This window comes from Catenuloplanes nepalensis, assembly GCF_030811575.1.
In the GTDB taxonomy this organism is placed as follows: domain Bacteria; phylum Actinomycetota; class Actinomycetes; order Mycobacteriales; family Micromonosporaceae; genus Catenuloplanes; species Catenuloplanes nepalensis.
The window spans coordinates 8,081,605-8,107,707 of record NZ_JAUSRA010000001.1 but is presented as its reverse complement, the minus strand read 5'-3'; the positions used below and the strand labels follow the sequence as shown (position 1 = coordinate 8,107,707).

Sequence of the window (26,103 nt, the reverse complement as noted above, 5' to 3'; positions counted from 1 at the left end):
GATACGTGGATCCGATCCGGAACCCCTACGCGCCCGGCGCCGGCCAGCGACCGCCCGAACTCGCCGGCCGGGACCGCGAGGTGGAGGCGTTCGAGGTGGTCCTGGAGCGGATCGCGCGCGGCCGTCCCGAACGCAGCCTGGTCCTCACCGGGCTGCGCGGCGTAGGCAAGACCGTGCTGCTCAACAGCCTCCGCTCGCAGGCGATCGGCCGCCTCTGGGGCACCGGCAAGATCGAGGCCCGGCCGGACACGTCGCTGCGCCGGCCGGTCTCCGCCGCGCTGCACATGGCCGTCCGCGAGCTGGCCGGCCGGCACCGCGCGCCGGACCGGATCGACGACTTCCTCGGCGTACTCAAGGCGTTCGCGCTGCGCTCCAACGACGACGGCGCCAAGCTTCGCGACCGCTGGCAGCCGGGCATCGACGTACCCGCCACGCGCGGCCGCGCCGACTCCGGCGACATCGAGATCGACCTGGTCGAGCTGTTCACGGACGCGGCCGCGATCGCCACCGACGTGGGCACCGGCATCGCGGTCTTCATCGACGAGATGCAGGACCTGAGCGCGCCCGACATCTCCGCGCTCTGCGCCGCCTGCCACGAACTCTCCCAGCTGGGCGGCCCGCTCATCGTGGTCGGCGCCGGCCTGCCGCACCTGCCCGCGGTCCTCTCCGCCGCGAAGTCCTACTCCGAGCGGCTCTTCCGCTACCAGCGCATCGACCGCCTCGACCGGATCGCGGCCGACCAGGCACTGAACGCGCCGGCGCTGCGGGAGGACGTCGAATACGAGCAGAAGGCGCTCGACCTGCTCTACGAGAAGTCGGGCGGCTACCCCTACTTCGTCCAGGCCTACGGCAAGGCCACCTGGGACCATGCGCCGCGCTCCCCGATCACGGCGGAGGACGTCCGGGTCGCCGCGCCCGAGGCCGAGGCCGAGTTGGCCGTCGGCTTCTTCGGCTCCCGCTTCGAACGCGCCACCCCGGCCGAACGCGACTACATGCGCGCGATGGCCACGCTCTCGTTCTCCTCCTCCTCCGATGAGTCCGACGGCGCGGTCACCACCTCGGAGATCGCCCGCTCGCTCGGCCGCCGCCCGGCCAGCCTCTCCCCGGCCCGCGACGCCCTGATCAAGAAGGGCCTGATCTACTCCGGTGAGCGCGGAACGGTCGCGTTCACCGTCCCGCACTTCGGGCGATATTTAAGGACTCAACCCCTTTAATCCATTTTCCCGCTTCCGGCGTGGCCGAGTCCCCAGTGCTCCCGCGGGCACCGGTCGTCGCTGGCGCTCCTCCCTGCCGGTTCCGCCGTGGGCAAAACCGCGCCGGCTCCCCGGTCCGGCATCCCTACGCGCCACAACCCCGCCACCGGCCACAGTCCCAGCAGAGCACCGACGCTCCCCATCGCAGCCGGCAGCAACCCCGACGCTCCGACCCGCAGCCGGCAGCGACCCCGACGCTTCGCCAACGCGCTCCGGCCCTCCGTCGGCAGCGACCCCGACGCTCCGCCAAGGCGCTCCGGCCCTCAGTCGGCAGCGAGCCCGGCGCTCCCCAGTGGTCCCGCTTACGGCCGGTAGTGGCTCGGGCGTTCCGCGCCCGAAATTCACCGTAAAGAACCGAACTCTCGCCCTTCGGTCCGTGCGGAAGAGGTTCGCGCCAGAGGTCCACGCCCTGAGTGATCAATCAGTGGAGCGAAAGATAGGTCAAATATCGAAGTTGATCGCCTTTTTGCTCCACTGATTGATCACTCAGGGCTGGGATGGCGGCGTTCTACGGCGAGCACGATCGGCGGCAGGGGAAAAATTGCGCGATTTCGGGTGCAGGGCGCCCGCACGTTGGCTGGCTGCTCACCACGGACGGCCAGACCGCCGAGGGCTGGACGCCAGACGCCCGGGGCTGGATGCCAAACCGCCGAGGGCCGGAGGCCAGACCGCCGAGGGCCGGAGGCCAGACCGCCGAGGGCCGGAGGCCGGGGGCGGGGTTGGGTTAGGCGCAGTTGACCCATTCGTCGGTGCCGTCGGTGAAGACCTGGCGTTTCCAGACGGGGATGCGGGCCTTGACCTCGTCGACGAGGCGGGCGCAGGCGGTGAAGGCGGCTGCGCGGTGGGCGGTGCTGACGGCGGCGACCAGGGCTACGTCGCCGATCTTCAGGGGGCCGAAGCGGTGGGAGACGGCGACGGCGTAGACGTCGGGGTCGGCCAGGAGTTCGGTGACGACCTCGCGGAGGACGGACTCGGCGCTGGGATGGGCCTCGTACTCGAGGAGTTCGACGGAGCGGCCGTGGTCGTGGTCGCGGACGACACCGGCGAAGGAGACGACGGCGCCGGCGCGTGCGTCCGAGACGGCGGCCTCGTGCGCGGCGATGTCCAGGGGCTGGTCGGTGACGGTGATCATCGGCGTTCGCCGTTCAGGAGGGGGAGCGGGACGAGGTGGACCTGGCTGCCGGGCTCGCCGGAGGTGCCGGGCGGGATGACGGCGAAGCCGGACGCGCCGGCCAGGCCGCGCAGCATGGAGGAGCCGACGTGGGCCATCGGGCGCGCGACATTCTCCTGGTCGACGTGGACCAGCGCGAGGTGGGTGTCGTTGCCGCGGCCGCGCACGGGCGCGCCGAGCGTGACCGTGGGGAGTCGCGGCTGTGCGCGGCCGGCCAGACCGGCCAGCAGCGGGGCGACCAGCGACATCAGGGCCACGATGGCGGACTGCGGGTTTCCGGGCAGACCGGCCAGGAAACGGTCGCGGCCGTCGGAGCCGGGGACGCGCGCGACCAGCATCGGGAATCCGGGGCGGACCGCGACCGTGTTGATCAGGTAGTCGCCGCCCAGCTCACGCAGCGCGGGGTGGAGGTGGTCGACCGGGCCGCGCATGGTGCCGCCGGTGGTGCAGATCAGATCGGCGGAGTCGAGTGCGGCGCGGATCGCGTCGACGTGCGCGTCCAGCGTGTCCTTGACCGGGCCGGGCACGACGCCGGTGCCGACGGCCGCGCCGAGCCGGCGCAGCCAGGACGGGAGCGCGGGGCCGAGCGCGTCGCGGACCAGGCCGTTGCCGGGCAGGCCGCCGGTGAGCAGCTCGTCGCCGAAGACCAGGACCGCGGCGCGTGGGCGGGCCAGGACCGGCAGCGCGTCGTAGCCGCAGTGGGCGGCGAGACCGATCACGGCCGGATCGACCGCGGTGCCGGCCGGGAACAGCTCCTCGCCGCGGGCGGCCTCGTCGCCGGGAACGCGCCACTCCGGCTCGGCGCGCGGCGTGCCCTCGACCCGGCCGTCCGCGGTGGTGGCCGAGTCCTCGGTGCGCAGGATCGCGCGGGTGCCGGCCGGCACCATCGCGCCGGTGGCGACCTCCATCGCCACGCCGTCCTCGTCCGGCAGCGGCGGCGCGACGGAACCGGCCAGCACCCGGCCGAGCACGCGCCACGGCGGGGCGCCGCGCACCGCGTATCCGTCGATGCTGGACGTCGGGAACGGCGGCAGGTCGGTGAGCGTGACCAGCGGCTCGGCCAGCGTGCGCCCGTCCGCCTCGGTCAGCGCGACGCGCTCGGCACCCGTCGTCGCGGCCCGGCCCGCCGCATAAGCGACTCGCTGCGCGTCGGCCCACGCCATCGGCATCGCGGATGTGGTCTCAACACTCACGGCTCCGAGCCTAGCCGCTGAACCTCCACCCGCCCGCCCCGCCGCATCCCCACGCCTCGCCCTCCCGAGCCCAGGCGCAGAGTCGCGCACCACGGCCGCGAGCCCGCACGGCCACGACCGCGAGCCCGCACGGCCACGACCGCGGGCGGCACGACCGCAAGCCCAGGCGGCACGATCGCAAGCCCGGGCGGCACGACCGCGAGCTGCACGACCGCGAGCGCGGGCCTGAGGGCCCGGCGACGTCCGCGGCGTTCAGGGTCCCGAGCGACACCGGCGCGCGAGCCGCGGCTCACTCGGGTCAGGGCGCGCGCCGCACCTAGCGTGACGCTTACTGACCTTTCGGCGTCGGGGTGAGCCGCCGGCCAATCGTGATCCAGGCGTCATTGAAGTCGTTGTGACGACTTCAATGACGCCTGGATCACCAGAAAGCCGCCGTCCGGTGACCCCTGCTCGCGGACAAGGCTCGCCCGCGAGCCCCGTCCGCGCCGGAAGTCGCGGGCTGAGGTGGAGGCGGGGTTGTTCTTGCGGCCACGGATCGTGCAGAAGGCCGCCGCCCGGTGACCCCTGCTCGCGGACAGGGCTCGCCCGCGAGCCCCGTCCGCGCCGGAAGTCGCGGGCTGAGGGTGGAGGCGGGGTTGTTCTTGCGGCCGCGGATCGTGCAGGGAGGAGCGCTAGCGACGACCGGTGCCCGCGGGAGCGTGCGGGACTCGGGTCGCCGGAAGCGGGAAAATCCGCATTTTCAAGGGTTTGATCTGGTGGGTTGTCAGTGGTCGCCGCCGTGGAGTTGGTCGATCGCGTGCGGGAGCAGTGGGCCGAGGACGGCGAGGCCGTCGCGGGCCCCGCCGGTGGAGCCGGGCAGGTTGACGACGAGCGTGCGGCCGGCGACGCCCGCCAGGCCGCGGGAGAGGGCGGCGGCCGGGACCTTGTCGCGGCTGTGGGCGCGGATGGCCTCGGCGATGCCGGGGATCTCGTAGTCGAGGAGCGCCCGGGTGACGTCGGGGGTGCGGTCGGTGGGGGTGATGCCGGTGCCGCCGCTGGTCAGGACGAGTGCGACGTGGTCCGCTACGGCGGCGCGCAGTGCCTCGGCGACCGGTTCGCCGTCCGGGACGACGATCGGGTCGCCGACGTCGCAGCCGAGGTCGCGCAGGCCGGCGACGAGGATCGGGCCGCTGGTGTCCGCGTAGACGCCGGCGGCGGCGCGGTTGGAGGCGACGATGACGCGTGCGGTGATCACGGGTGGTCCTCGGGACGGGCCCAGTCGCCGGTCTTTCCGCCGGTCTTGGTGAGCACGCGGACGTCGGAGATGACGGCGGCCGGGTCGACGGCCTTGACCATGTCGACCAGCGTGAGGCCCGCGACGGCGACCGCGGTGAGCGCCTCCATCTCGACGCCGGTGCGGTCGTTGGTGCGGACCGTGGCGGTGATCTCCACCGTGGACTCGCCCGGCGTCAGGTCGAGCACGACGCCGGTGAGCGCGATCGGGTGGCAGAGCGGGACCAGGTCGGGGGTGCGCTTGGCGCCCATGATGCCGGCGATGCGCGCGGTCGCCAGCGCGTCGCCCTTCGGCAGGCCGTCCCGGCGGAGCAGCGTGACCACCTCGGTGGTGGTGCGGAGCACTCCGGCGGCCACGGCGGTACGAGTGGTTACCGACTTCGCGGACACGTCGACCATCCGGGCGGCGCCGCTGGAATCGACATGCGTCAGGTTTCGGGGATCGCTCACTCGGGCAGTTTATGAGGAAGGCTGGTGGCGCCGCCCATGCGCGCGCCGTGACCGCCTTTCCACGCGCCCGGACGCGTTCACTCGGCTCGAATTTGCGACACTGTCACTCGTTCGTGATCTGCCGTCAATTGTCGAGGACACCTACCCTGATCAGGGAAATTGCGGTCCGCATGGTTCCCGGCGAGACGAACGCGAAATGAATGCATTCTGTTGCCGATCGGTTTCTCTAAGTAATCAATAGCGTCTACTTTAGCATTTACCGAAACGAGAGACATTTCAATCTTTCGCAGTTTTCGCGTCGAATCTAGAGTCGTCCTCAGTCAGGCACCCGAGAGGGGTTTGACGAAGGCGCCGAAAGACTTTTGAAGAATAGAAATTGCAACATCGAGACGAAGGGATGACCACAATGCGCGGCACCGAGTGGCTCTGATCCCCAATCCGATCCAGAACTAGGCCGGCGGACACGTTCCCAGTAGGCTGACCAGCACGGTCCCCTGGAACGAGGCGTCACATGATCGAGGCGACTACCAGCCATCGGGCTGACCAGCGGCTACGGCAGCTGGTCAGCCTTTTCACGCTGGCGGCCGTTCCGATATTGATCTGGGCGGGCTGGACCGCCGTCCGGAATTCCGATCTTCCGGAATGGTGGCTGCCGATCGTGGCCACCGCGATGATCGCGTTTGCGTTCGATGTCGGCACCTCGATGATCCGCATCCGGAGCGCGATCGTCTCGTACAACTGGTCCGAGACCGGCATTCTTTTGACCATCGCGTTTCTGCCACCGCATTGGGCGCTGTTGTGCCTGGCGGCCGGCACCGCGCTGCCGAAGGTGCGGCGCCGGATCCGGCCCGACAAGATCGCATTCAACACCGCCAAGGCCGTGCTCACCGCCGGCCTCGCGCTGGCCGCCTCCACACTGATCTTCGGCCCGTTGCACGGCGACCACCTGTCCATCCCGCAGCAGCTCGCCGCGCTGGTCATCGCGGGCGCGGTCCTGATCGTCACGGACGACCTGCTCGCCATGCCGGTGCTCGCGCTGGCCACCGGCGGCACGCTTCGCCAGCTGGTGCTCGGCGACTGGCCGATCCGCCTGCTCACGCTGATCGTCAAGATCGGAGCGGCGCTCGCGGCGGCCGCCACCTGGCGCGTCGACCCGCCGTGGACGCTCATCGTCGCGGCCGTCGCCGTCATCGTCCAGCTGCTCTACCGGAACCGCATGCGCACCCGTGAGGAACGCAATGCCTGGCAGCGGCTCGCCACCGTCACCGAGGCGCTCAACGAGACCGACCTCACCCGCGTGCTGCACACCGCGGTCGTCCGGGCGGAGCCGCTCTTCTCGGCGAACGAGATCGAGGTGGCGATCGGCGGGCGGCTCGTGCGCGGACGCGGCGAGAGCGTGGTCTTCGACGGGGCGCCGGACGACGCGCCGCAGCCGGAACGGCAGGTCTTCGCGATGCCGCTGCTCGGTTCTGGCGCCGGCGGCGAGATCGGCGCGCTGCGCCTGCGGTTCCACTCCGAGGTCCGGCTCTCCGAACGCGAGCAGTTCACGTTGCGCACGTTCGCGTCCGCGCTCTCCACCGCGATCCGCAACGCGACGGCCTATCAGGAGCTGATGAGCGTCGCGGCCTCGCACGCCCAGGAGGCCACCCACGACCAGCTCACCGGCCTGCTCAACCGGCGTGCGCTGCTCGACCGCGGCGCCCGCCACCTGCACGAGCCGCACATCGACGGCCTCACCGCGATGCTGCTGGTCGACCTCAACCACTTCAAGGAGGTCAACGACACGCTCGGGCACACCGCCGGCGACGCGGTGCTGACCGAGGTCGCGCGGCGGCTGGAGGACGCGGCCCACCCGGACGACGTCGTGGCCCGGCTCGGCGGCGACGAGTTCGCGGTGCTGCTCCGCGGCCTCTCCGCGCCCGCGGTCGCGATGCACCGGGCCGAGGTCCTGCTGGACACGCTGCACCACCCGTTCACGGCCGAGGGCATGCAGCTGCGCGTCGAGGCCAGCGGCGGCATCGCGGTCGCGCCCGGCCGGGGCGGCATGACCGAGCTGCTGCGCCGCGCGGACGTCGCCATGTACCAGGCGAAGCGCGGTGGCGAGCGGATCGCGACGTACAGCCGGGTGAAGGACACCGCGGACATCGCCCGGCTGGCGCTCGGCGGTGACCTGACCCGCGCGGTCGAGGAGGAGGAGTTCGCGGTCAACTTCCAGCCGATCCTCGACCTCGGCACCGGCGAGGTGGTCGCGGCGGAGGCGCTGTCCCGCTGGCATCACCCGGTCCGCGGCCACCTCGACCCGCTGCGCTTCCTGGAGACCGTGGAGCGCTCCGGGCTGCTGCCCGCGTTCACGGACACGGTGCTGGAGAAGTCGCTCGGCGCGGTCACCGCGCTGCGCGACGCCGGGTGGGACCTGCCGGTGGCGGTCAACGTGTCGCCGCGCAGCCTCCTCGACCCCGGATTCCCGGCGCTGGTCGCGGCGCGGCTCGCCACCCACGACGTGCCCGCGGACCGGCTCGTGCTGGAGCTGACCGAGACGCTCGCGCTCAGCCAGCTCGCCGTGGTCGACCGGGTCCTGCACGAGCTGCGCGACGCCGGCGTGCGGCTCGCGCTCGACGACTTCGGCACCGGTTACAGCTCGCTCGCGGCCGTGCCGCGGATACCGGTCCAGGAGCTCAAGATCGATCGCCGGTTCGTGGCCGCGATGGACGGTTCGCCCGAGGCCGCCGCGGTCGTCCGCGCCACCGTCGAGCTCGGCCGCAGCCTCGACCTGCTGGTCGTGGCCGAGGGTGTGGAGAGCCCGGCCCAGCGCAAGGCACTCTGGGAGCTCGGCTGCGGCGCCGGCCAGGGTCACCTGTTCGCCCGCTCGATGCCGGTCGACACGCTGCTCGGCGCGCTCCGGCGCGGTTCCGGCGACCGGCCCGGCCACCTGGCGCCGTCGCTGCACGATGCCGGCGCGGTGGTGCGGCTCTCCGCCACCAAGCGGGTCCGGAGCCGTCTGCCACACTTGCCGGCGTGATCATGCCCGGCTGGCCGGTCGTCGGCGTGGTGGCCGCGGGCGGCGCGCTCGGTGCCGCCGCCCGGTACGCCGTGGCCGTCGCGTGGCCCGGCCCGTGGACCACGGTAGTGATCAACGTGGCGGGTTGTCTGGCGATCGGCGCGGTCCTGGCCCGGATCGCGGACCGTCCGCTGCTCCGGCCGTTCGTGGCGACCGGTGTGCTCGGCGGGTTCACCACGTTCTCCACGTTCGCGATGCAGAGCCTGGAGCTGGGCGACCCGGTCTATGTGGGGGTCACGGTCGCGGGGTCGCTCGGCGCGGCCTGGCTCGGGCAGCGAATTTTCAGGAAACCCACAGGACCGCCGGGGTACGCATGAGCGCGGCGCACAGCAGCGGGCGTCAACCACGGTGCGGGCGTGGCGTCAAGGAAAACTCGGCATGATCACATTTGGGCTGGTGCTGATCGGCGGCGCGGCCGGCGCGGTGCTGCGGCTGCTGCTCGACACGGCCGCGGTCGCTCGGCTCGGGCGGCGCCTGCCGTGGGGCATCCTGGCCGCGAACACGCTCGGCTCGCTGCTGCTCGGGCTGCTGCACGGTACCGCGCCGGCCTGGGTGATCGCACTGGCCGGGACCGGTTTCTGCGGCGCGCTGACCACCTGGTCCACGCTGGCGGCGGACACTGTGCGGCTGGCCGGGGAGCGGCCGCGCGCGCTCGGCGTACTCAATCTGGCGTTGAATCTTCTTCTGGGTCTGCCGGCCGCCGGGCTGGGTTTGTGGCTGGCACCGTAGGCGCACGATGCGTGACCGGCCGGGGTACCGTCGACGCATGCAGATGACCTGTCCAAAGTGCCACGGCCAGATGCGGCAGTACGAACGCAGCGGCGTCACCATCGACCAGTGCGGCGAGTGCCGGGGAATCTTCCTGGACCGCGGCGAGCTGGAAAAACTCTTCGAAGCCGAGCAGAGCTGGAACCGGAGCAACCCGCAGGGCGCCCGCCCTGGGGCCGTTCCACCGCCTCCGCCGCCCGCCGGTTACCCGCCGGCGGCACCGATGCACGGTGGTGGATATGCGCCTCCGCCTCCGCCCCCGGGCCAGCACGGCTACCCGGCCGCGACCCCGGCGTACGGGCACGGGGCACCCGCCTACGGCCACGGCGGCGGGTACCACGGGCACTACCGCCAACACGGCCACTACCGCAACAAGAAGCACCGCGGTTTCCTGGGCGAGCTGTTCGACTAGGAGCTCGGTGCGGGTAGGGCCGTCTTGCTGCGGTAGGCGGCCCTACATCGCCATGTCCACGAACCGCGACAGGTGCAGCTGCGCCGCCACCGTGACCGTGTCCGTCGGCCCGTTACGGTGCTTCGCCACGATGAAGTCCGCCTCCCCCGCGCGCGGCGACTCCTTGTCGTAGTAGTCATCCCGGTGCAGCAGAATCACCACGTCAGCATCTTGCTCAATTGAGCCACTTTCACGCAAATCGGACAATTGCGGGCGCTTGTCGGTGCGCTGCTCGGGGCCACGGTTCAGCTGGGACACCGCGATCACCGGCGCCTCGACTTCCTTGGCCAGCAGCTTGAGGCCACGGGACAGCTCGGCGACCTCCTGCTGGCGGCTCTCGGTGCGGCCGGGCGACGACATCAGCTGCAGATAGTCGACCACGATCAGCTTGAGGTCGTGCCGCTGCTTGAGCCGCCGCGCCTTGGCCCGGATCTCCATCAGGTTCATGCTCGGCGTGTCGTCGACGAACAGCGGCGCCTCGCTGATCTCCCCCATGCACCGTGCCAGCTTCGTCCAGTCGTCGTCGGAAAGCTGCCCGGAGCGCAACACGTGCAGCGGCACCCGTGCCTCCGCCGACAGCAGACGCATGACAATCTCAATCTTGCTCATCTCGAGCGAGAAGATCGCGCTCGCCTGATTCGCCCGAATCGCCGCATTTCTGGCGAAATCCATGCTAGCGGTCGATTTTCCTAACCCAGGTCTTCCGGCAACGATAATCAATTGCCCGGCGTGGAGGCCGTTGAGGAGGCGGTCGAGGTCGGCGAAGCCGGTGGGGACGCCGGTCATCATGCCGGCCTGGGCGCCGATCGCCTCGATCTCGTCGAGGGTGGGCTGGAGCATCTCGCCGAGGCTGGCGAAGTCCTCGTTGACGCGTTTCTCGGTGATCTCGTAGACGGCCTGCTGGGCCAGGTCGACGATGTCGTCGACGTCGCGGCCGGTGCCGGCGGCGGCGCCGTAGCCGAGCTGGACGATGCGGGTGCCGGCCTCGACCAGGCGGCGCAGGACCGCGCGCTCGGCCACGATCCGGGCGTAGTAGGACGAGTTGGCGGCGGTGGGGACGCTGGCGATCAGCGTGTGCAGGTAGGGCGCGCCGCCGATGCGGGCGAGGTCGCCGGCGTCGTTGAGCAGCGCGGCGACCGTGATGGCGTCGGCGGGCTCGCCTCGACCGTACAGGTCGGTGATGGCGTCGAAGATCGTCGCGTGGATCGGGCGGTAGAAGTCGCCGTGCTTGAGGATCTCCACGACGTCGGCGACCGCGTCCTTGGAGAGCAGCATGCCGCCGAGCACGCACTGCTCCGCGGCCATGTCCTGGGGCGGGGTGCGATCGAGGCCGCCTCCACCACCACCGCCCTCGCCGTCGCGCGGCGGGCCGTCGAACTTGCGGTCCTTCTGGCGGCGCGGGCGGTCGTCCCCGGAGTCGTCGGGGGAAAACGGGCCGGGCCGCACGTCGTCGGTAATCGACATCGAGCCCCCCTCAGTCGAACATACGTACTATCCCGCATCGGGCGGCCGGTCGACAACCTGATCGGCCGGCAACCCGACCGGCCACACGAGCAGATCGGCAGACGCACCCACGGGTAGAGCGATCACACTACGAACACCGAGGCCCAAGCCCCAAACGGGTCGGTGGACGAGCCTGGGTATTACCTGTGGACATCAGGCCCTTCGCTGTGTGCAGCCCTGTGGATAACCTGTGCACAACTAAGTGGATCACGTCACACAAACCGCTCTGAGCTGGGAAAACTTTGTCCCCAAGGTGTGGAGGAAGGAAACCTTGTCCGGATCTCGGCGTAGATTCGGGCGAAGGTAGGCTCATCGCCGCAAGTTGATGCCCCCGGAACACGTATTGCGATCTGGTCTCGGAACGGTCACGCTCCTTTGGTGGACTACGACGATCGGGATCTCAGCGGGCGGGCGCCGCGACAGCGCCGCCGCGCTGACTCCTGGTCGGAAGACGACGATTACGGCGACGAGCTGCCCCGGCCGCGGGCGGCGGAGGAGTCGCAGGTCGAGCGGTTCACGAGCTACCCCGATCCGGCCACCACGGACTACTACCGGCGCGCCGGTGACACCGGAGTCGGCGACATCCCGCCGGTCCGTTCCAGCCGCGCGCGCAATCGCTGGCAGGCCAGCCGCGAGACGGAGGGCTGGCGCCAGGAGCCGGACGGCGCCGCCGCCTACGGGCGGACCAGCGAGAGCGTCAGCTACGAGGACGCGGCCCCGGAGCGGCCGAGCTGGGCCGACCGGCGGTACGACACCGGCAGCTGGCGCAACGTCAGCGACACGGCCAGCTGGCGGCGTGGCTCGCGCGCCGAGCCGGACGAGGACACCGGATACCGCGCCTACCAGCCCGGCGGGCGGTACGGCTCGCGCACCGACCCGATCGAGGCGGAGCCCGCACCGCGGCGCCGGCCACCACCGGACGAGGACGGCGGCTCATGGGGCCGCGACGCGGAGGAGGACACCTGGAACCGGCGCTCGGGCGCCGGTTCGTGGCGTCGGGTGACGGAGACGCGCACCTGGGTCTCGGAGACCGGCAGCTGGAACACGACCGACGCGATCGAGCGGCGGGCCTCGGACGTGCCCGCACAGCGGCCCGCGCCGGCCGATGACGCGGGGACGTGGGGTGGCCGGGCCGTCCGCGAGGACACCGGAACGTGGGACGCGCCGCGGCCGACCCGTTCCGAGCGCCGCCGGGCCGAGCGCGCCGGCGAGCAGCCGGAACCTGGCCCGGCACGGGCAGCGTCCGGCTGGGAGCAGCCCGAGCCCGCGCCGGAGCAGGCCGAACGGCCGGCCCGTGGCGCGGAGCAGGCCGCGGAGAAGCCGCGGCACTACCAGCGGAGTGACTGGCCGGACTGGGGCGACCCGACGATGGGGCCGGCGCGGACCCGCGGCATGCGCGCGGACGCCGGCTCGCCGGTGCCGCGCTCCGGCAACGCGCCGCAGCTGCCCCCGGAGGCGGTGCAGGAACGGCCGGACCGGGCACAGACGTCGTCCCAGTGGACGGCCGGTGCCCCGGGTACCACGGACACGGGTACGTGGCGCCGGCGCCCGGAGAACGCGAATGACGGCGACTGGCGGGGCCCGCAGGCGGTCTCGGACACCGGTACGTGGCGGCGCGGCGCCCAGATGGACGACGGCCCGCGCGCCCGCCGGGACCGGTCCGCGACCGAGGACACCGGCACCCGGGCCGGCGGCTACGGCTTCACCCGGGCGGAGCCGGACGCACCGCGCCCGCGCTACGCGGGGGAGACCGGCGAGGTCTCCCGCTATCCGCGCCGGACCGAGACGGACACCAGCAGCTGGCAGCGCACGCCGGAGGGCGTGATGTGGACCGGCGCGCCCGCGACCGGTGCCGCGCCGTCCGCGGGCGTCTACCGGGCGTCGCGTCCGGTGCGCTCGTGGCAGGACGACACGTCGGCCGCGGAGCGGGACTGGGCCGCCGGTCAGGCGAACACCGGGACGTACCCGGACGGGCTCGCCCGCCCGTCCTACCCGGACGCGGCCCCGGAGCAGCGCACGCCGCGCCGGGAGATGTCCGCGGCGATGCGCCGCCAGCTCGCGGTCGAGGAACTGGACGAGCTGGAGGAGGCGCCGCCGGGCGGCCCGCTCGCGGCGATCGGCTTCACGGTCTTCTGGTACTCGGTGCCGGTCCTGCTCTTCACGGTCTTCACGCTCACCCAGGGCGAGGCGGAGCGGGCCCGGGCCGGCGCGACGCTGCTCGGCGCCGCGCCGCAGTTCGGCATCTCGCTGGCCGTGAGCATCGTCATCGCATACCTGCTGCGGCTGGTCAGCGGCACCTGGAAGACCGCGAGCGTGGGCCTGGCCGCGGCCGTCATGGGCGGCGGCCTGGCAACCGTGCTGGTCTCCGCGATCAGCGGCCAGCCGATCGGCTGAGAGGCCACCGGCCGGCACCTCCGGATCCTGTTCCTGCCCACGACCGAGCGATGGCCTCATCTTGAAATTTGGGCAAGACATTGTCCGGCGGCGGGGCCTGTCCGCCGTAACGCCTTGTCACCGGCCACCGAGGTGCCACCGCCGCGACCTGAGTGATCAATCAGTGGAGCAAAAGATAGATCAAAAACCGAAGTTGATCGCTCTTTTGCTCCACTGATTGATCACTCAGGCGGCAGGCCCAGGGTCGTCAAAGAACTGCTGGCGTCGCCGGCAGGCGCTGGGCGGCTTTATAAGGAAATTTCGGACACCAGGCGCCCGGGCGCATCGGAGGTGTACGGCTCTACCCGCCGCCGGCGGTGTTTCGACACCCGGAGGTCGTGCGCGATTCGCACACCGACAGTGAAGCGGGCCACCGAACCGGCATCGAACTGACAGTATTCCTGCTGGCCGGGGGAGTGCGGCCGTGCCGGACCTACTCCAAGATCAAACCAGGCTGAGTGGCCTTGACCGGTGCCCGCGGGAGCACTCGGAACGTGACCACGCCGGAAGCGGGAAAATGGCCTTCATGGTTTGCTCGGCACCCCGGGAGCACAAAAGCCCGGGAGCACAAAAGCCCGGAAAGACAAAAGCCCCGGGACGACGGTGCGTCCCGGGGCTCCTGCGTGGAGCGGCCTTACTTGGCCGGCGTCACGTTCAGCGTGAACTTGGCCGTGACCTCGGGGTGCAGCTTGACGCCCACCGAGTACGCGCCGACCGACTTGATGTGGGCCGGCAGCTCGAGGCGACGGCGGTCGATCGACGGGCCGCCCGCGGAGCGGATGGCGCTGACGACGTCGGCCGGCGTAACCGAGCCGAAGAGGCGGCCGCCGGCGCCGGAACGCGCGCCCAGGCTCACGGTCTTCAGGCCCTCGATCGCGGTCTTGACCTCGTTCGCGTGCTCGAGACCACGGATCTCGCGCGCCTGGCGGGCCCGGCGGATGACCGTGACCTGCTTCTCGGCGCCCTTGGTCCAGGTGATCGCGAAGCCCTGCGGCAGGAGGTAGTTACGGCCGTAGCCGTCCTTGACCTCCACGATGTCGCCCGGAGCGCCGAGGCCGGACACCTCCTGCGTAAGGATGATCTTCATGTCCGTCCCCCCTCTCAGCGGGCCGTCGTCGTGTACGGCAGGAGTGCCATCTCGCGGGCGTTCTTGACCGCCTTGGCGATCTGACGCTGCTGCTGCGAGGTCACCCCGGTGACGCGGCGGGCACGAATCTTGCCGCGGTCGGAGATGAACTTGCGCAGGAGCGCGGTGTCCTTGTAGTCGATGTAGGTGATCCCCTCCTTGTCGAGCGGGTTCACCTTCTTCTTCGGCTTGCGCAGTGCCGCAGCCTTAGCCATTGCTTGCTCCGTAACCTGTTAGAACGGGGGCTCGTCGTCGAAGTTGCCGCCGCCACCCGAACCGGAAGAGGCCGGACTCGCGGTCGCCCACGGGTCGGAGTAGTCGCCGCCACCGCCGGAGTTGTTTCCTCCGCCGAAGTTGCCGCCGCCGCTGCCGGAGTTTCCTCCGCCGAAGCCGCCGCCGCCACCGGAGTTGCCGCCGCCGTTGGAGGCGCCGAAGCCGCCACCACCGCCGCCGCCGCCACCGGAACGGGACATCTTCTGGACCTTCGCGGTCGCGTAGCGGAGCGAGGGGCCGACCTCGTCGACCTCCATCTCGAAGACGGTGCGCTTCTCTCCCTCACGCGTCTCATACGACCGCTGGCGCAGGCGCCCCTGGACGATCACACGAGAACCGCGCGTCAGCGACTCGGCGATGTTCTCCGCCGCCTGCCGCCACACGCTGCACTGGAGGAAGAGTGGCTCGCCGTCCTTCCACTCCCCGGACTGCCGATCGAGAGTCCGAGGGGTCGACGCGACCGTGAACCTGGCGACTGCCGCACCCGAGGCGGTGAAGCGCAACTCTGGGTCATTGGTCAGATTGCCAACGACGGTGATGACTGTCTCTCCTGCCATGACCTTCTCCTACCACCGGGGTGATTTGGTGAGTCAGATTGCCACACGGGTGTGACAAGAACCCCGGCGACGTTTCGGGTGGAGCCGGAAGATCAGCGAACTTCCGGCCGGATGACCTTGGTGCGCAGCACGGACTCGTTGAGCCGCAGCTGGCGGTCCAGCTCGGCCACGGCCTCGGTCGTCGCCTGCAGGTCGATGACGGCGTAGATGCCTTCGGTCTTCTTCTCGATCTCGTACGACAGGCGCCGGCGGCCCCAGACGTCGAGCTTCTCCACCGAGCCACCCGCGGTCCGGATCACGTTCAGGTACGTGTCGAGCGACGGTGCGACGGTGCGCTCCTCGAGACTGGCATCGAGGATCACCATGATTTCGTAGTGACGCAAGACAACTCACCTCCTATGGGCTAGCGGTCACGGTCCATCCGTGACAGGAGGTCTGCGTCGTTGCCGCGGGCGCGATGGGATTACCGGCCGCGGGCAACCTGACAAGTCTAGCGGGACTCCCGCGGTACGGATCCGCGGACCCCGATGGAGATCCACCGAGGCCGGTACGACGAGAACCGCGGGGCGCGGGTCCGCTTTCCTGGGGTGGGACCTGGGGAGGAACGACCACACCGACGAGGTTGGACCGGCGCCCCGCGGGGCCTCGGACGCGGGCCCGCCGTCACGCTGCTCGGGCGACCCGCTGAGCGATAATAGCCCGAATTGCCCCAGCTGACACGCCAATAACGCAAATTGTCGCAATTAGTGCCAGCAGGCCGACCGGGCCGGTGTCCTCGACCGGCACCACCGCGGCGACCGGCTCCGCGGCGACACCCTCCGCGGACGTGCCGGGCTCTTCACCCAGCGGCGCGGCGAGCGGGTCCGGGAGCGCGGACGCGAACGCGGACGGCGACGGGACGGCCGACGGCGTGGCGCCGGGCGCGCGGGCGCTCCCGGTCGTACCCGCGGGAAGGTCCGGGACCGGCGACGAGACCGCCGCGGCCGGCGTGGGCCGCGTGTCGCCCGGCGTGGGCCGACGGGTCGCGACGTCCGGCGAGCGCGGCTCCGGAGCGGCCGGTGGCGCCGCCGCCACGGCCGGGGCCGGCTCCTCCGGCGCGGCCGGTGGTGCCGCGGGCGGCGCCACCCGGGCCGGCGGGCGCACCGAGACGCGCACGGACGCGGACTCCTCGGTGAGCACGCAGTTCGGCTTCAGCGCGACCGAGACCGGGCCGCGGTGAAAGAGGACCTTGGCCGCGTCCCCCTTGCCGATCTCGCCCTGCGTGACGCCGTCCAGGATCAGCTTGGCCCGGTAGCCGGTCTGGTTGACCACCCGCAGCGTGGACTCCGCGGGCAGCGAGACCGCACCCACGCTCGGCTTCGCGCCGCAGGCCAGGCCGATCAGCCCCCCGCCGCTGAAGACGACCTCCGCGCCGCTCTCCTCAGTGGCCGACGCGGCGCCGGTGAGTAGCGGCAGCGCCACCACCAGCGCGGCCAGCGACGTGCGCGCGATCCGGCTCCGCATCGGCAGACTCCCAGACTGGTGTGACGGCGAACGACAAAGTGGTGTAAAACACCCCCGGTCGATTTCATTCGCCCAACGAGACGCGGCCGCGCTCGGTGACGGTGCCGCCGGTCAACGGGTACGCCCGGCAGCGACAACGTGACGGATCGGGCAGGCGGGGGCGATTTCCGCCGGGGCGGAGACGTAGGCTGCCCGTCATGCGAATCGGAGCCCACGTCGATCCGGCCGACCCGCTGGCCGCCGCCGCCGCCCGCGGTGCCGACGCCGTGCAGTTCTTCCTCACCGACCCGCAGAAGTTCGACACGCCCGCGCCCCGCGCCGACGCGGACGCGCTGCGCGGCTCCGGTGTGCAGCTCTTCGTGCATGCGCCGTACCGGATCAATGTCGCCACCACGAACAACCGGGTGCGCATCCCGAGCCGCAAGCTGCTGCTCGCACATGCCCGCGCGGCCGCCGAGATCGGCGCGGCCGGGCTGATCGTGCACGGCGGTCACGTCGGCGACGGTGACGACATCGCGACCGGCTTCGACAACTGGCGCAAGACGTTCGACTACGCGGCGAAGGAGGGCGGCTTCCCGCTGCCCGTCCTGATCGAGAACACGGCCGGCGGGGAGAACGCGTGCGCCCGCACGTTCGACGCGATCGCCCGGCTGTGGGACGCGGTCGGGCCGCTCGGCGCCGGGTTCTGCCTGGACACCTGCCACGCGCACGCCGGCGGCGAGGCGCTGATCGACGCGGTCGACCGGGTCAAGGCGATCACCGGGCGGATCGACCTGGTGCACTGCAACGACTCGCGGGACGAGTTCGACTCGCGGCGCGACCGGCACGACAACATCGGGCACGGCATGATCGACCCGGCGTTGCTGGTGGGCGTGATCCGGGCGGCGGACGCACCGGTGATCGTGGAGACTCCCGGTGGCGTCGAGGGGCAGAGCGCCGACATCACGTTCCTGCGGAACCAAATCGGCGGCTGAGACGTCTCCACCGGCGTGCATACGAGACCACAAGGGGCAGTCGAGCGATGAGTACGGAAAAACCGCAGCTCACCGGCGATGGGCAGGGCGGCGCGAAGGCGAAGGCGGGTCCGGCTTCGGTGCCTGATCAGGCACCCGGCACGGCGATCACCGCGCCCGCGGCCGAGACCGGTGATCCACCGGCAGCGGAGAGGACCTCGGCCGGAGCCGAGACCGGGGCCAGGAGCGCGACGACGGCGCTGCGCTCCGCGGCCCCGAGCGAGACCACCGCGCCGGCCACGCCGTCGAAGCCCGCCGCCGGCCGGCCCGGCGAGATGACCGTCGCCAAGGACCCGAACCGCGATCCCTTCGAGTCGTTCGGCCCGCCGCCGCCCGTGCAGCTCAGCCCGGTGGGGCGGGTCGTGGCCGCGGTCCGGCGCGGGCTGACCCACGAGTGGACGTTCGCGATCCTCGGCGGCCTGCTCTTCGCCGTGGTGATGACCTGGCCCACGCTGAGGTACCCGCTGCACACGATCCCGCAGGACATCTGGGACCCGACGCTGCAGGCCTGGCAGATGGCCTGGTCCGGGCACATCCTGCTGACCGACCCGGCGCAGCTGTGGGAGTCCAACACGTTCTATCCGAACGAGTTGAGCTTCGCGTTCTCCGACGCCCTGATCGGTTACGCGCCGGCCGGCATGATCGGCGAGGGCCCGGTCGCCGCGGTGCTGCGTTACAACATCATCTTCGTGCTGGCGTACGCGATGGTCTTCGTCGGCGGCTACGCGCTGGCCCGGCAGCTCGGCACCGGCCGGATCGCGGGCGCGGTCGCCGGTGCGGCGCTCGCGCTCGCGCCGTGGCGGCTGGCCCAGGCCGGTCACCTGCACGTCATGTCCAGCGGCGGCATCATGCTGGCGCTGGCCATGCTCGCCCGCGGTCACGGTTACTCGCTACGCCACGGCTACCGGCCGGAGCGGCGTCATGCCGGCTGGGCCCTGGCCGGGTGGCTGGTCGCGGCCTGGCAGCTCAGCCTCGGCTTCGGCATCGGGCTCCCCTTCGCGTACGCGCTGCTGCTGATCGTGCTGGTCTCGCTCGTGACGTACCTGGTGAAGCGGTTCTGGGTGTGGACCGAGCCGAAGCCGTTCGGCTGGCGGCTGCTCGCGGCGGACGCCGGCGGTGGCCTGATCTTCGGCGCGGTCGGTGCGCTGCTCGCGATCCCGTACTTCCGGGTCTCCGAGCTGTACCCGTACGCGAAACGCAGCATCGAGGAGATCCAGCTCTACTCGCCGCCGCTGCAGAGCTTCTTCACCGCGTCCGGCGAGTCCGCGGTCTGGGGCACGCTGCACGCCCAGGCGCGGGAGGCGCTGCCGTGGGCGCCGGAGATGACGCTGCTGCCCGGGTTCGCGCTGATCGGGCTCGCCACGGCCGGCCTGTTCTTCTCGATCTGGACGGTTCGGCAGCGACTGCTGATGCTGGCCGGCGTGCTGGTCACCGGCGCGCTGGCGATGGGCACCGAGTTCTTCGGCGGCACGTTCACCTACGTGCCGCTCTTCGAGTACCTGCCGGGTTGGCAGGGCATCCGCACGCCGGGCCGGCTGGTGCTGTGGACCACGATCTTCCTGGCGCTGCTCGCGGCCGGTGCGGTCGCGGCGTACTCGCGACGGGCCGTCGACTTCTCCCGCGACCAGGTGCCGGCCCGGCCCGGGCTGCTGCTGCGCGTCGTCACGCTGCTGCCGCTGGTGGCGATCCTCCTGGAGGGGACGAACGCCACGCCGCACCCGCTCGTGCCGCAGCAGCCGCTGGCGATGCGCACGGTGGACGGGCCGATGCTGGTGCTGCCCAGCGAGGGCGGCTGGGACCAGCACGTGATGCTGTGGTCGACGACCCGGTTCCAGCAGGTGACGAACGGCGGGTCCGGCTTCACGCCGCAGCTCACCGAGCAGATCCGCCAGTCCTCGGCGACGTTCCCGGACCAGCCCAGCGTGGACTACCTGCGCGGCGTCGGGGTGAAGACCGTGGTGGTGCTGCGCGACCGGATCGGCGGCACGGACCTGGAGACCCGCATCGACCTGCCGGTCGACTACCTCGGCATCACGCGCGAGGACATCGAGAACGCGGTGGTCTTCCGCCTCTGACCGCTGACGAACGAGCAACGGCCCGGTTCCGCGATGTGCGGGACCGGGCCGTTGCTCGTTCAGTTCACGCGGCGCACGTCGAAGGCCGAGGGTTCCGGCGAGCCGAGATATTCCTGGGACTTCATCCGGCACCAGGCCGGGATGTCGTTCGCGGCGGCCGGGTCATCGGCCAGCACCCGGACCACCGCGCCGACCGGCAGCGCGGGGAGCCGCTTGGCCAGCGCGATCACCGGGAGCGGGCACCGCTGGCCGAGGCAGTCGAGGACCTCGGCCGGCCCGTCCACCGGCACGCCGTCACCGGCCGTCGTCATCGCCCGCCGACCGGCCACCCCGCCCCGCGACCGGCCCGTCGCCCGCGACCGGCCCGTCGCCCGCGACCGGCCCGTCGCCCGCGACCGGCCCGTCGCCCGCGACCGGGCTGTCGTCCGAGGCCGGACCGTCGCCCGCAGCCGGAGCGTCGTTCGTGGCCGGGCTGTCGTTCGTGGCCGGGCTGCCGTTCGTGGTGGCTGCGGCAGGGCTGCCGCTGCCGGCTTCGCTTTCCGCGCTGCGGGTCGCCGGTCCGGTCACGGCTTCGCCGGTCGCGGAGCCAGTCGACGGACCGGAGCCGTGAGCCGAGGCCGCGGCGCCGTCATCCAGGTCGTTCAGGCGGTCGTCGGCCGGATAGCCGGCCGGCGCACCGGCGATGCGGTCCTGCGGGCCGGTGGTGGGGTAGCCCTGGGTGCCGGTGGCGGGGGAGCCCTGGGGGACACCGGCCGCGCCGGCCCCCACGAGCGCCGGGACCGGCAGCGGGGCGGGCCGTCCCCGGCCGAAGCGGCTGATCACCCACGGCGCGTCCGGCGCGCCGTCGAGAACGCCGCCGTCCGGGTCGTCGTCGTAGATGCTGCGGACCGCGTCCTCCGCCGGGTGGCGGATCTCCCGGATCACGAACCAGCAGAGCGCCGCCACCGTCACCAGCCGCAGCGTGGACGCGAGCACGAACACGCCCTCGGGGAAGACCTGCTTGCCGGACGCGCCGAGCAGCTCGCCGTAGAACGCGACGAAGTAGAGCACCTCGGCCGCCTGCCAGGCGAGGAACGCGCCCCAGCGCGGGCGGGCCAGCACCGCGAGCGGCAGCAGCCAGAGGACGAACTGCTGCGACCAGACCTTGTTGAAGATCAGGAACGCGGCCACCACCAGGAAGAGCACCTGAGCCAGGCGCGGCCGGCGCGGCGCCGTCATGATCAGGTAGGCGACGCCGAGGCAGGCGAGGCCGAAGAGCGCGTAGCTGGTCCAGTTCAGCGCCGGGTCCACGTTGTCGCTGAACCACTGGAAGATGCCCTGGTCCCCGGGGAGCAGCAGGGCGAGCTTGCCGTCCAGGTAACGCCCGATGTACCAGAACGTGCCCCAGTCGACCGCGCGCTCCGTGTTGAGCTCGAAGAACCGGTTCCACGACTCACGCCAGAGCAGGAACACCGGCGCGTTGACCGCGACCCAGGTGGCCGCGCCGGTGCCGAACGCGACGAGCACCGGCCGGAGTTTCCCGGCGCGCAGCCCGAGAATGAGCAGCGGCCCGAAGATGAACAGCGGCCAGAGCTTGGCCGCCGCGCCGAGTCCGAGCAGCACACCGGCCAGCACCGGTTTGCTCCTGGCCCAGGCGTAGAGCCCGGCCGCGGCCAGGCCGATCACGAGGAAGTCCCAGTTCACGGTGGCGGTGACGAACAGCGCCGGCGCGAGCGCGAACAGCGCCGCGTCCCACGGGCGCCGGCGGCGCAGCGCCAGGATGATCGCCGTGGTGGCGACCGCGAGCGCGCAGAGCACCAGCGCGTTCACGTCGTAGAAGAGCGTGCCCTGATTGACCCCCGGGTTGGCCTCACCGTACGCGTGGACCGGCAGCCCGAGCACGCCCATGAAGTAGCCGGTGACGACCGGGTACTCCACCGGGTGGTCGCGGTAGGGAACCTTGCCCTCGTTGAGGCCCTCGGCGTAGTAGAGCGCGAGCACGTCGGTGTAGCAGAACCGGGTGTACTGCACGTGGTTGTCCCAGGCGCCGTCGCGGCAGGGCGACTTCTGCACCCAGTGCAGCGCGAGCGTGAGACAGACCAGGGCCAGCACGATCCGGGTTGCGGTCCAGAACGGTGTCGTCCCGCCCCTGCCGGGCGCGGCGTGGTCGCCGAGCGGCCCGCCGATCGCCTCGGAGAGGCCACGGACGAACGGCTCCGACCGGCCGGGGTTGTCGCGGACTTCCTCGGCGCCCGCGCCGGCCCGCGGCTGCTGCTCGACGTTCATACGAGGCATCTTGCCGCATGACCCTGGGCAACCGGACACGGCCGTCGAAAGAACACCGCATCGACGAAAAAGAATGAGGCCGGTGCACACCTGGTGTGCACCGGCCTCATTCGCCGTTCTGGGGCGAGCGACGGTCAGTCGTCGTCGTTCCCACGCCCGCCGCCGGTCCCCGGCAGAACGGGCAGCCCGTCGGTCGGGGTGGGCGACGGCGTCTGGTTGCCGTTGCCCGTGTCGGGGTTGGTCGGGTTGTCGCCGTTGCCCGGGTTGCTGCCGAAGAGGCAGTTGAAGTCGAACGGCTCGCAGCTCTGCTCGGGGCCCGGGTTGCCGTTGCCGCCGTTGTTGTCGTCCGGCTTGTCCGGCGCCTTCGGCGACGGGGAGACACCGTTGGCGAGCACGCTCGGGTCGCCGACGGAGCTGCCCTCCGGGAAGCTCTCCACCTTGTACTTACCCGCCTTGTTCGCGGCGTTCATGAAGTCTTCCCAGATCTGGCCCGGCGTGTCACCGCCGTACATGTCGCTGCCGTCCGGGTCCTTGATCGCCGCTCGGGCACCCGAGGTGCCGACCCAGACGCCGGCCGCTATCTGCGTGGTGGCGCCGAGGTACCAGGCGTCACCGTTGGTGCCGCCCTCCTTGCCGAGCTCCCAGGTGCCGGACTTGGCGAACGCGGGCCGGTCGCCGGCGAGCGAGTGGTCGTTGCCGTCACTCGCGCCGGGGATCTTCTGGAGCACCTTGAGCATGCTGTCTATCTGCTCGGTGTCGAACTTCTTCTCCGGCTTGATCTGCTCGCCGTTGACCTTGACCCACTCGCCGGTCGCGCTGTTCTTCTTCTCGACGCTGACCACGAAGTGGGCCTCGTTGTAGTCGCCGCGGTTGGCCAGCGTGGCGAGGCCGTTGACGTGCTCGAGGACCTTCACCTTGTACTGCCCGAAGCCGACCTCGACGTCGAACTTGCTCGGCGCGACCGCGGTCGGCTCGACCTCGGCGAGGTTGATCTCCTCGTCGTCGTTGGTCCACATGGTGCGCACACCCGCGTCCCGGGCGACGGCGACGACCTTGTCCGGGCCCATCTCCTTCGTCATCCAGTAGAACGGGACGTTGAAGGAGTCGATCGTCATCTTCTCCAGCGAGCAGTACTTGCCGCAGGCCGGATCCTCACGGCCGGCGTTGGAGATCTCACGACCGCCGCGCTCCTCGTCGACGTTCTTGGTCGAGTCCCAGAACGACTCCATCGACATGCCCTCGCGCAGGCCGGCCGCGAGCGTGTACATCTTGAACGTCGAGCCCGGCGGGTGACCGCCGTTGCGGCCGGCGAAGTCGAAGCCCGCGCCGTCGTCACCGCCGTAGTAGGCGAGCACCTGGCCGTTGGTCGGGTCGATCGCGACCAGCGCGGCCTGGTGGTTCTCGTCGGTCTTGCTCATCGGCGAGGACTTGCTCTTCCGCGAGGCCGCGTCCTCCGCGGCCTTCTGCATGGCCGGGTTGATCGAGATCTTGATCTTGTACGGCCGCTGCTGCCAGTCCGTTATGCCCATGGCGGTCAGCTCGTCCCGCACGTAGTTCAGCACGTGGCCGACCGGCTTGCTGTTGACGCAGTCCGCCTGGCAGCCGTTCGGGTCGTACTTGACCTTGTCCAGCGACTCGTCCGGGTAGACCGCCTCGGCGCGCTCCTCCGGGGTGATCCACCCCATCTCGGCCATGTTGTTGAGCGTGTACGCCCAGCGCTCCTTGGAGGCCTCTTTGTTGTAGTACGGGTCGTAGCCCTGGTGCCCGCCCTGCATCGGCTCCGGCTGCTTGATCACGGCGGCGAGCACGGCGGCCTCGGACGCGGTGAGCGCGCCCTCCTCGCCGGGCATCTTGGTGACCGTCTTGTTGAAGTACGCCTTCGCGGCGGCCTCCACGCCCTCGGCACCACGGCCGAACCAGATCGCGTTGAGGTACAACGAGATGATCTGGTCCTTGTCGTAGTTGTCCTCGATCTTGCGAGCCAGCATCGCCTCGCGGATCTTGCGGTTGTAGTTGATGCCGGTCAGATCCGCGGCATGCCGCGCGTACTGCTGGGTGATCGTGGACGCGCCCTGCGTGTCACCACCGGAGATGTTGTTCCAGGCGGCGCGGGCGATGCCCTTGAGGTCGATGCCGGAGTGGTCGTAGAACTTCTTGTCCTCCGCGGCCGCGACCGCGTGCTTGACCAGCGGCGAGATCTTCTCGTCCGGGACCACGGTCCGGTTGTGCTCGCCGAGCTTGGTCATCTCCGAGCCGTCCGCGTAGGCGACCGTGGAGATCTCCGGCTCGAACGTGTTGATGTCCGGCACGTCGTCGAACGCGTAGGTGAGGCCCACGATGCCGATGCCGGCCGTCATGATGACGACCGCGAACGCCGCTATCGACCAGTTGGCGATCTTGCGGCGCTTGGCGCGCTTCGCGGCCTCGGGGTCCATCGAGCCGGCACCGCGGCTACGACGGCCGGGACCGCTCCCGCCCGGCCCGGAGTCGCCGGGACCGGCCGGGGAGATCGGGCGGACGCTGGCGCGGCCCGGCACGGCACGGCCGACCGGTGCGCCACCGACCGCGGCACCACCGACGGCAGCACCGCCGACCGCGGCACCGCCGACCGCGGCACCGCCGACCGCGGCGCGTCCCGGCACGCCCGGACGCGCGGAGCCGACCGACGCGGAGCCGGAGCTGCCCGGCACGCGCGCGCCACCGACCGCGGCGCTGCCGCCGACCGAGGCACGCCCGGGGACTCCGCCGCCGACGGGGCCGGAGCTGCCCGGCACGCGGGCGCCACCGACCGCACCACTGCCGCCCACGGAGGCACGTGCGCTGGGGGGCCCGCCGGGCCGGGCGCTACCGGAGGCACGCGGAGGCGTGCTTCCGGCCGGCCGGGCACCGTTACCCGGCCAGCCGCCGGACCCGCCGTAGCCGTCGTCCGGCTCGCCGGAGCCCGGCATCCGGCCTCCGCCCGAGCCGGAGGCCCGGCCATGCGGAGAACTGGGTTCGCCGTACGCGTTCATTCGTCACACCCTGCCGGTCGCGGTGGCGCGAGTCGACGACCCTGGGGGCGGTCGTGAGCTTCGCCACGAACGGACACAAGGGGCGCGGCGGCACGTACCGCCACCCCTTCACTTGACTTTCCAGCCGTTACATCCGGAATAAACGGACTTATCAGGCTAACGATCTGACCTACATCTCCGACCCACGAGCGCGTCACCGTTCCGCCTCTCGTCTACGGCCGGACTCGCCACCGGGTTCATCCGCCTCCAGGCCTTCTCGGCCCAGCAGGAACTGCTCCACCAGGTGGTTCCAGGAGCAGCCCTGGCACACCTCCACTACGTACACCTGAAACTCACTCAGAGTCATCGCCAGCACCGGAAGCTCGGCCAGTTTGCGGGCCTGCCCGGCGGACTGCTTGAGCTCGTCACCATAGATGTAGTGCACGAGGGTGAGGTTCTCGCGGCGGCATATCGGGCACCGTTCCTCGGTCGGCTCACCGTGGAATCGTGCCGCGTTCTTGAGGTACGGGGAGGCATCGCAGACCTCGTGGACGCCCACCCTGCCCGAATGCACGTCACGCAGCACTGCTCGCCTCTGGAGCGAGTAGTCCACCACCTGCCGCTGCGTACGCACGGACTGAAGAGTAACGGCTCACGGCCCAAGAGGCGACAACGCTCACTTTCCGTGACAGTCAGTGGCCGTCGCAAACGTTTGACGGCACGTCGTTTGCGCTCCGGCCACCTTCCGT

21 protein-coding genes and 1 pseudogene are annotated in these 26,103 nt (G+C 71.2%); 8 read left to right on the top strand and 14 right to left on the bottom strand.

Features of this window, described 5'->3' with window-relative positions; genetic code table 11:
* Positions 1-5: 5 nt before the first annotated feature.
* A complete protein-coding gene (locus J2S43_RS35095; RefSeq protein WP_306836511.1) occupies positions 6-1,214 on the top strand; it encodes a DUF8462 domain-containing protein in 1,209 nt (402 codons plus the stop codon).
* 763 nt (positions 1,215-1,977) lie between these two features.
* Here the strand turns inward: J2S43_RS35095 and J2S43_RS35090 are convergent.
* The 4 genes from J2S43_RS35090 to moaC all read right to left on the bottom strand — a co-directional run bounded on the left by J2S43_RS35090 (position 1,978) and on the right by moaC (position 5,339).
* Complete coding sequence (locus tag J2S43_RS35090) at positions 1,978-2,385, bottom strand: molybdenum cofactor biosynthesis protein MoaE (protein ID WP_306836508.1); 408 nt, start codon at positions 2,383-2,385, stop codon at positions 1,978-1,980.
* Positions 2,382-3,593, bottom strand: a complete 1,212-nt coding sequence (locus tag J2S43_RS35085; RefSeq protein WP_370881813.1) for a molybdopterin molybdotransferase MoeA — start codon at positions 3,591-3,593, stop codon at positions 2,382-2,384. Before J2S43_RS35085 ends, J2S43_RS35090 begins: the two co-directional genes overlap by 4 nt.
* Positions 3,594-4,380: 787 nt before the next feature.
* Complete coding sequence (locus tag J2S43_RS35080; protein ID WP_306836506.1) at positions 4,381-4,851, bottom strand: MogA/MoaB family molybdenum cofactor biosynthesis protein; 471 nt, start codon at positions 4,849-4,851, stop codon at positions 4,381-4,383.
* Positions 4,848-5,339: a cyclic pyranopterin monophosphate synthase MoaC gene (gene moaC / locus J2S43_RS35075; RefSeq protein ID WP_306836504.1), complete on the bottom strand. Its 492-nt coding sequence runs from the start codon at positions 5,337-5,339 to the stop codon at positions 4,848-4,850. The genes J2S43_RS35080 and moaC overlap by 4 nt, the downstream gene beginning before the upstream one ends.
* A 511-nt stretch (positions 5,340-5,850) precedes the next feature.
* Here moaC and J2S43_RS35070 point away from each other — a divergent pair.
* The 4 genes from J2S43_RS35070 to J2S43_RS35055 all read left to right on the top strand — a co-directional run bounded on the left by J2S43_RS35070 (position 5,851) and on the right by J2S43_RS35055 (position 9,577).
* The gene (locus J2S43_RS35070; RefSeq protein ID WP_306836503.1) at positions 5,851-8,358 is read left to right on the top strand and encodes a putative bifunctional diguanylate cyclase/phosphodiesterase; all 2,508 of its coding nucleotides are present in this window, start codon (positions 5,851-5,853) and stop codon (positions 8,356-8,358) included.
* A 2-nt stretch (positions 8,359-8,360) separates the two neighbouring features.
* Positions 8,361-8,714 carry a fluoride efflux transporter FluC gene (locus J2S43_RS35065; protein ID WP_306839667.1) on the top strand — a complete coding sequence of 118 codons (354 nt, stop codon included), beginning with the start codon at positions 8,361-8,363 and terminating at the stop codon, positions 8,712-8,714.
* A gap of 61 nt (positions 8,715-8,775) precedes the next feature.
* Positions 8,776-9,126, top strand: coding sequence for a fluoride efflux transporter FluC (locus J2S43_RS35060; RefSeq protein ID WP_306836502.1), 351 nt, complete (start codon positions 8,776-8,778; stop codon positions 9,124-9,126).
* 37 nt (positions 9,127-9,163) lie between these two features.
* Positions 9,164-9,577 (top strand): TFIIB-type zinc ribbon-containing protein, encoded by a 414-nt coding sequence (locus J2S43_RS35055; protein WP_306836500.1) that lies wholly within the window; start codon positions 9,164-9,166, stop codon positions 9,575-9,577.
* A gap of 42 nt (positions 9,578-9,619) precedes the next feature.
* Here the strand turns inward: J2S43_RS35055 and dnaB are convergent, their stop codons facing one another.
* On the bottom strand, positions 9,620-11,080 hold the full coding sequence (dnaB, locus tag J2S43_RS35050) for a replicative DNA helicase (RefSeq protein WP_306836498.1): 1,461 nt from the start codon (positions 11,078-11,080) through the stop codon (positions 9,620-9,622).
* A gap of 417 nt (positions 11,081-11,497) precedes the next feature.
* On the opposite strand from dnaB, the gene J2S43_RS35045 reads away from it, so the two are divergent.
* Entirely contained in the window at positions 11,498-13,513 is a 2,016-nt protein-coding gene (locus J2S43_RS35045; RefSeq protein WP_306836495.1) for a hypothetical protein, read from the top strand.
* Between the two features lie 673 nt (positions 13,514-14,186).
* Here the strand turns inward: J2S43_RS35045 and rplI are convergent.
* The 5 genes from rplI to J2S43_RS35020 form a co-directional block, all read right to left on the bottom strand.
* Positions 14,187-14,639, bottom strand: coding sequence for a 50S ribosomal protein L9 (rplI, locus tag J2S43_RS35040; RefSeq protein WP_306836493.1), 453 nt, complete (start codon positions 14,637-14,639; stop codon positions 14,187-14,189).
* Positions 14,640-14,653: 14 nt separating this feature from the next.
* A complete protein-coding gene (gene rpsR / locus J2S43_RS35035; RefSeq protein WP_033345375.1) occupies positions 14,654-14,893 on the bottom strand; it encodes a 30S ribosomal protein S18 in 240 nt (79 codons plus the stop codon).
* A gap of 18 nt (positions 14,894-14,911) precedes the next feature.
* Positions 14,912-15,508 (bottom strand): single-stranded DNA-binding protein, encoded by a 597-nt coding sequence (locus tag J2S43_RS35030; RefSeq protein WP_306836491.1) that lies wholly within the window; start codon positions 15,506-15,508, stop codon positions 14,912-14,914.
* Positions 15,509-15,600: 92 nt separating this feature from the next.
* Positions 15,601-15,891, bottom strand: a complete 291-nt coding sequence (gene rpsF, locus J2S43_RS35025; RefSeq protein ID WP_306836489.1) for a 30S ribosomal protein S6 — start codon at positions 15,889-15,891, stop codon at positions 15,601-15,603.
* A gap of 280 nt (positions 15,892-16,171) precedes the next feature.
* Complete coding sequence (locus tag J2S43_RS35020) at positions 16,172-17,011, bottom strand: hypothetical protein (protein ID WP_306836487.1); 840 nt, start codon at positions 17,009-17,011, stop codon at positions 16,172-16,174.
* A gap of 197 nt (positions 17,012-17,208) precedes the next feature.
* Here J2S43_RS35020 and J2S43_RS35015 point away from each other — a divergent pair, with 197 nt between their 5' ends.
* Both J2S43_RS35015 and J2S43_RS35010 read left to right on the top strand, forming a co-directional pair.
* Positions 17,209-17,985 (top strand): deoxyribonuclease IV, encoded by a 777-nt coding sequence (locus tag J2S43_RS35015; RefSeq protein ID WP_306836485.1) that lies wholly within the window; start codon positions 17,209-17,211, stop codon positions 17,983-17,985.
* Between the two features lie 47 nt (positions 17,986-18,032).
* Positions 18,033-20,099, top strand: coding sequence for a hypothetical protein (locus J2S43_RS35010; RefSeq protein ID WP_306836482.1), 2,067 nt, complete (start codon positions 18,033-18,035; stop codon positions 20,097-20,099).
* 59 nt (positions 20,100-20,158) lie between these two features.
* On the opposite strand, the gene J2S43_RS35005 is transcribed toward J2S43_RS35010, so the two are convergent.
* The 4 genes and pseudogenes from J2S43_RS35005 to J2S43_RS34990 all read right to left on the bottom strand — a co-directional run bounded on the left by J2S43_RS35005 (position 20,159) and on the right by J2S43_RS34990 (position 25,988).
* Complete coding sequence (locus J2S43_RS35005; RefSeq protein ID WP_306836481.1) at positions 20,159-20,410, bottom strand: sulfurtransferase TusA family protein; 252 nt, start codon at positions 20,408-20,410, stop codon at positions 20,159-20,161.
* Positions 20,411-20,909: 499 nt separating this feature from the next.
* Positions 20,910-22,364 (bottom strand): annotated as a pseudogene (locus tag J2S43_RS35000) (glycosyltransferase family 87 protein); the annotation flags it as partial.
* A gap of 134 nt (positions 22,365-22,498) precedes the next feature.
* Positions 22,499-25,171 carry a transglycosylase domain-containing protein gene (locus tag J2S43_RS34995; protein ID WP_306836479.1) on the bottom strand — a complete coding sequence of 891 codons (2,673 nt, stop codon included), beginning with the start codon at positions 25,169-25,171 and terminating at the stop codon, positions 22,499-22,501.
* A 397-nt stretch (positions 25,172-25,568) separates the two neighbouring features.
* On the bottom strand, positions 25,569-25,988 hold the full coding sequence (locus tag J2S43_RS34990) for a DUF5318 domain-containing protein (RefSeq protein ID WP_306836477.1): 420 nt from the start codon (positions 25,986-25,988) through the stop codon (positions 25,569-25,571).
* Between the last annotated feature and the right edge of the window lie 115 nt (positions 25,989-26,103).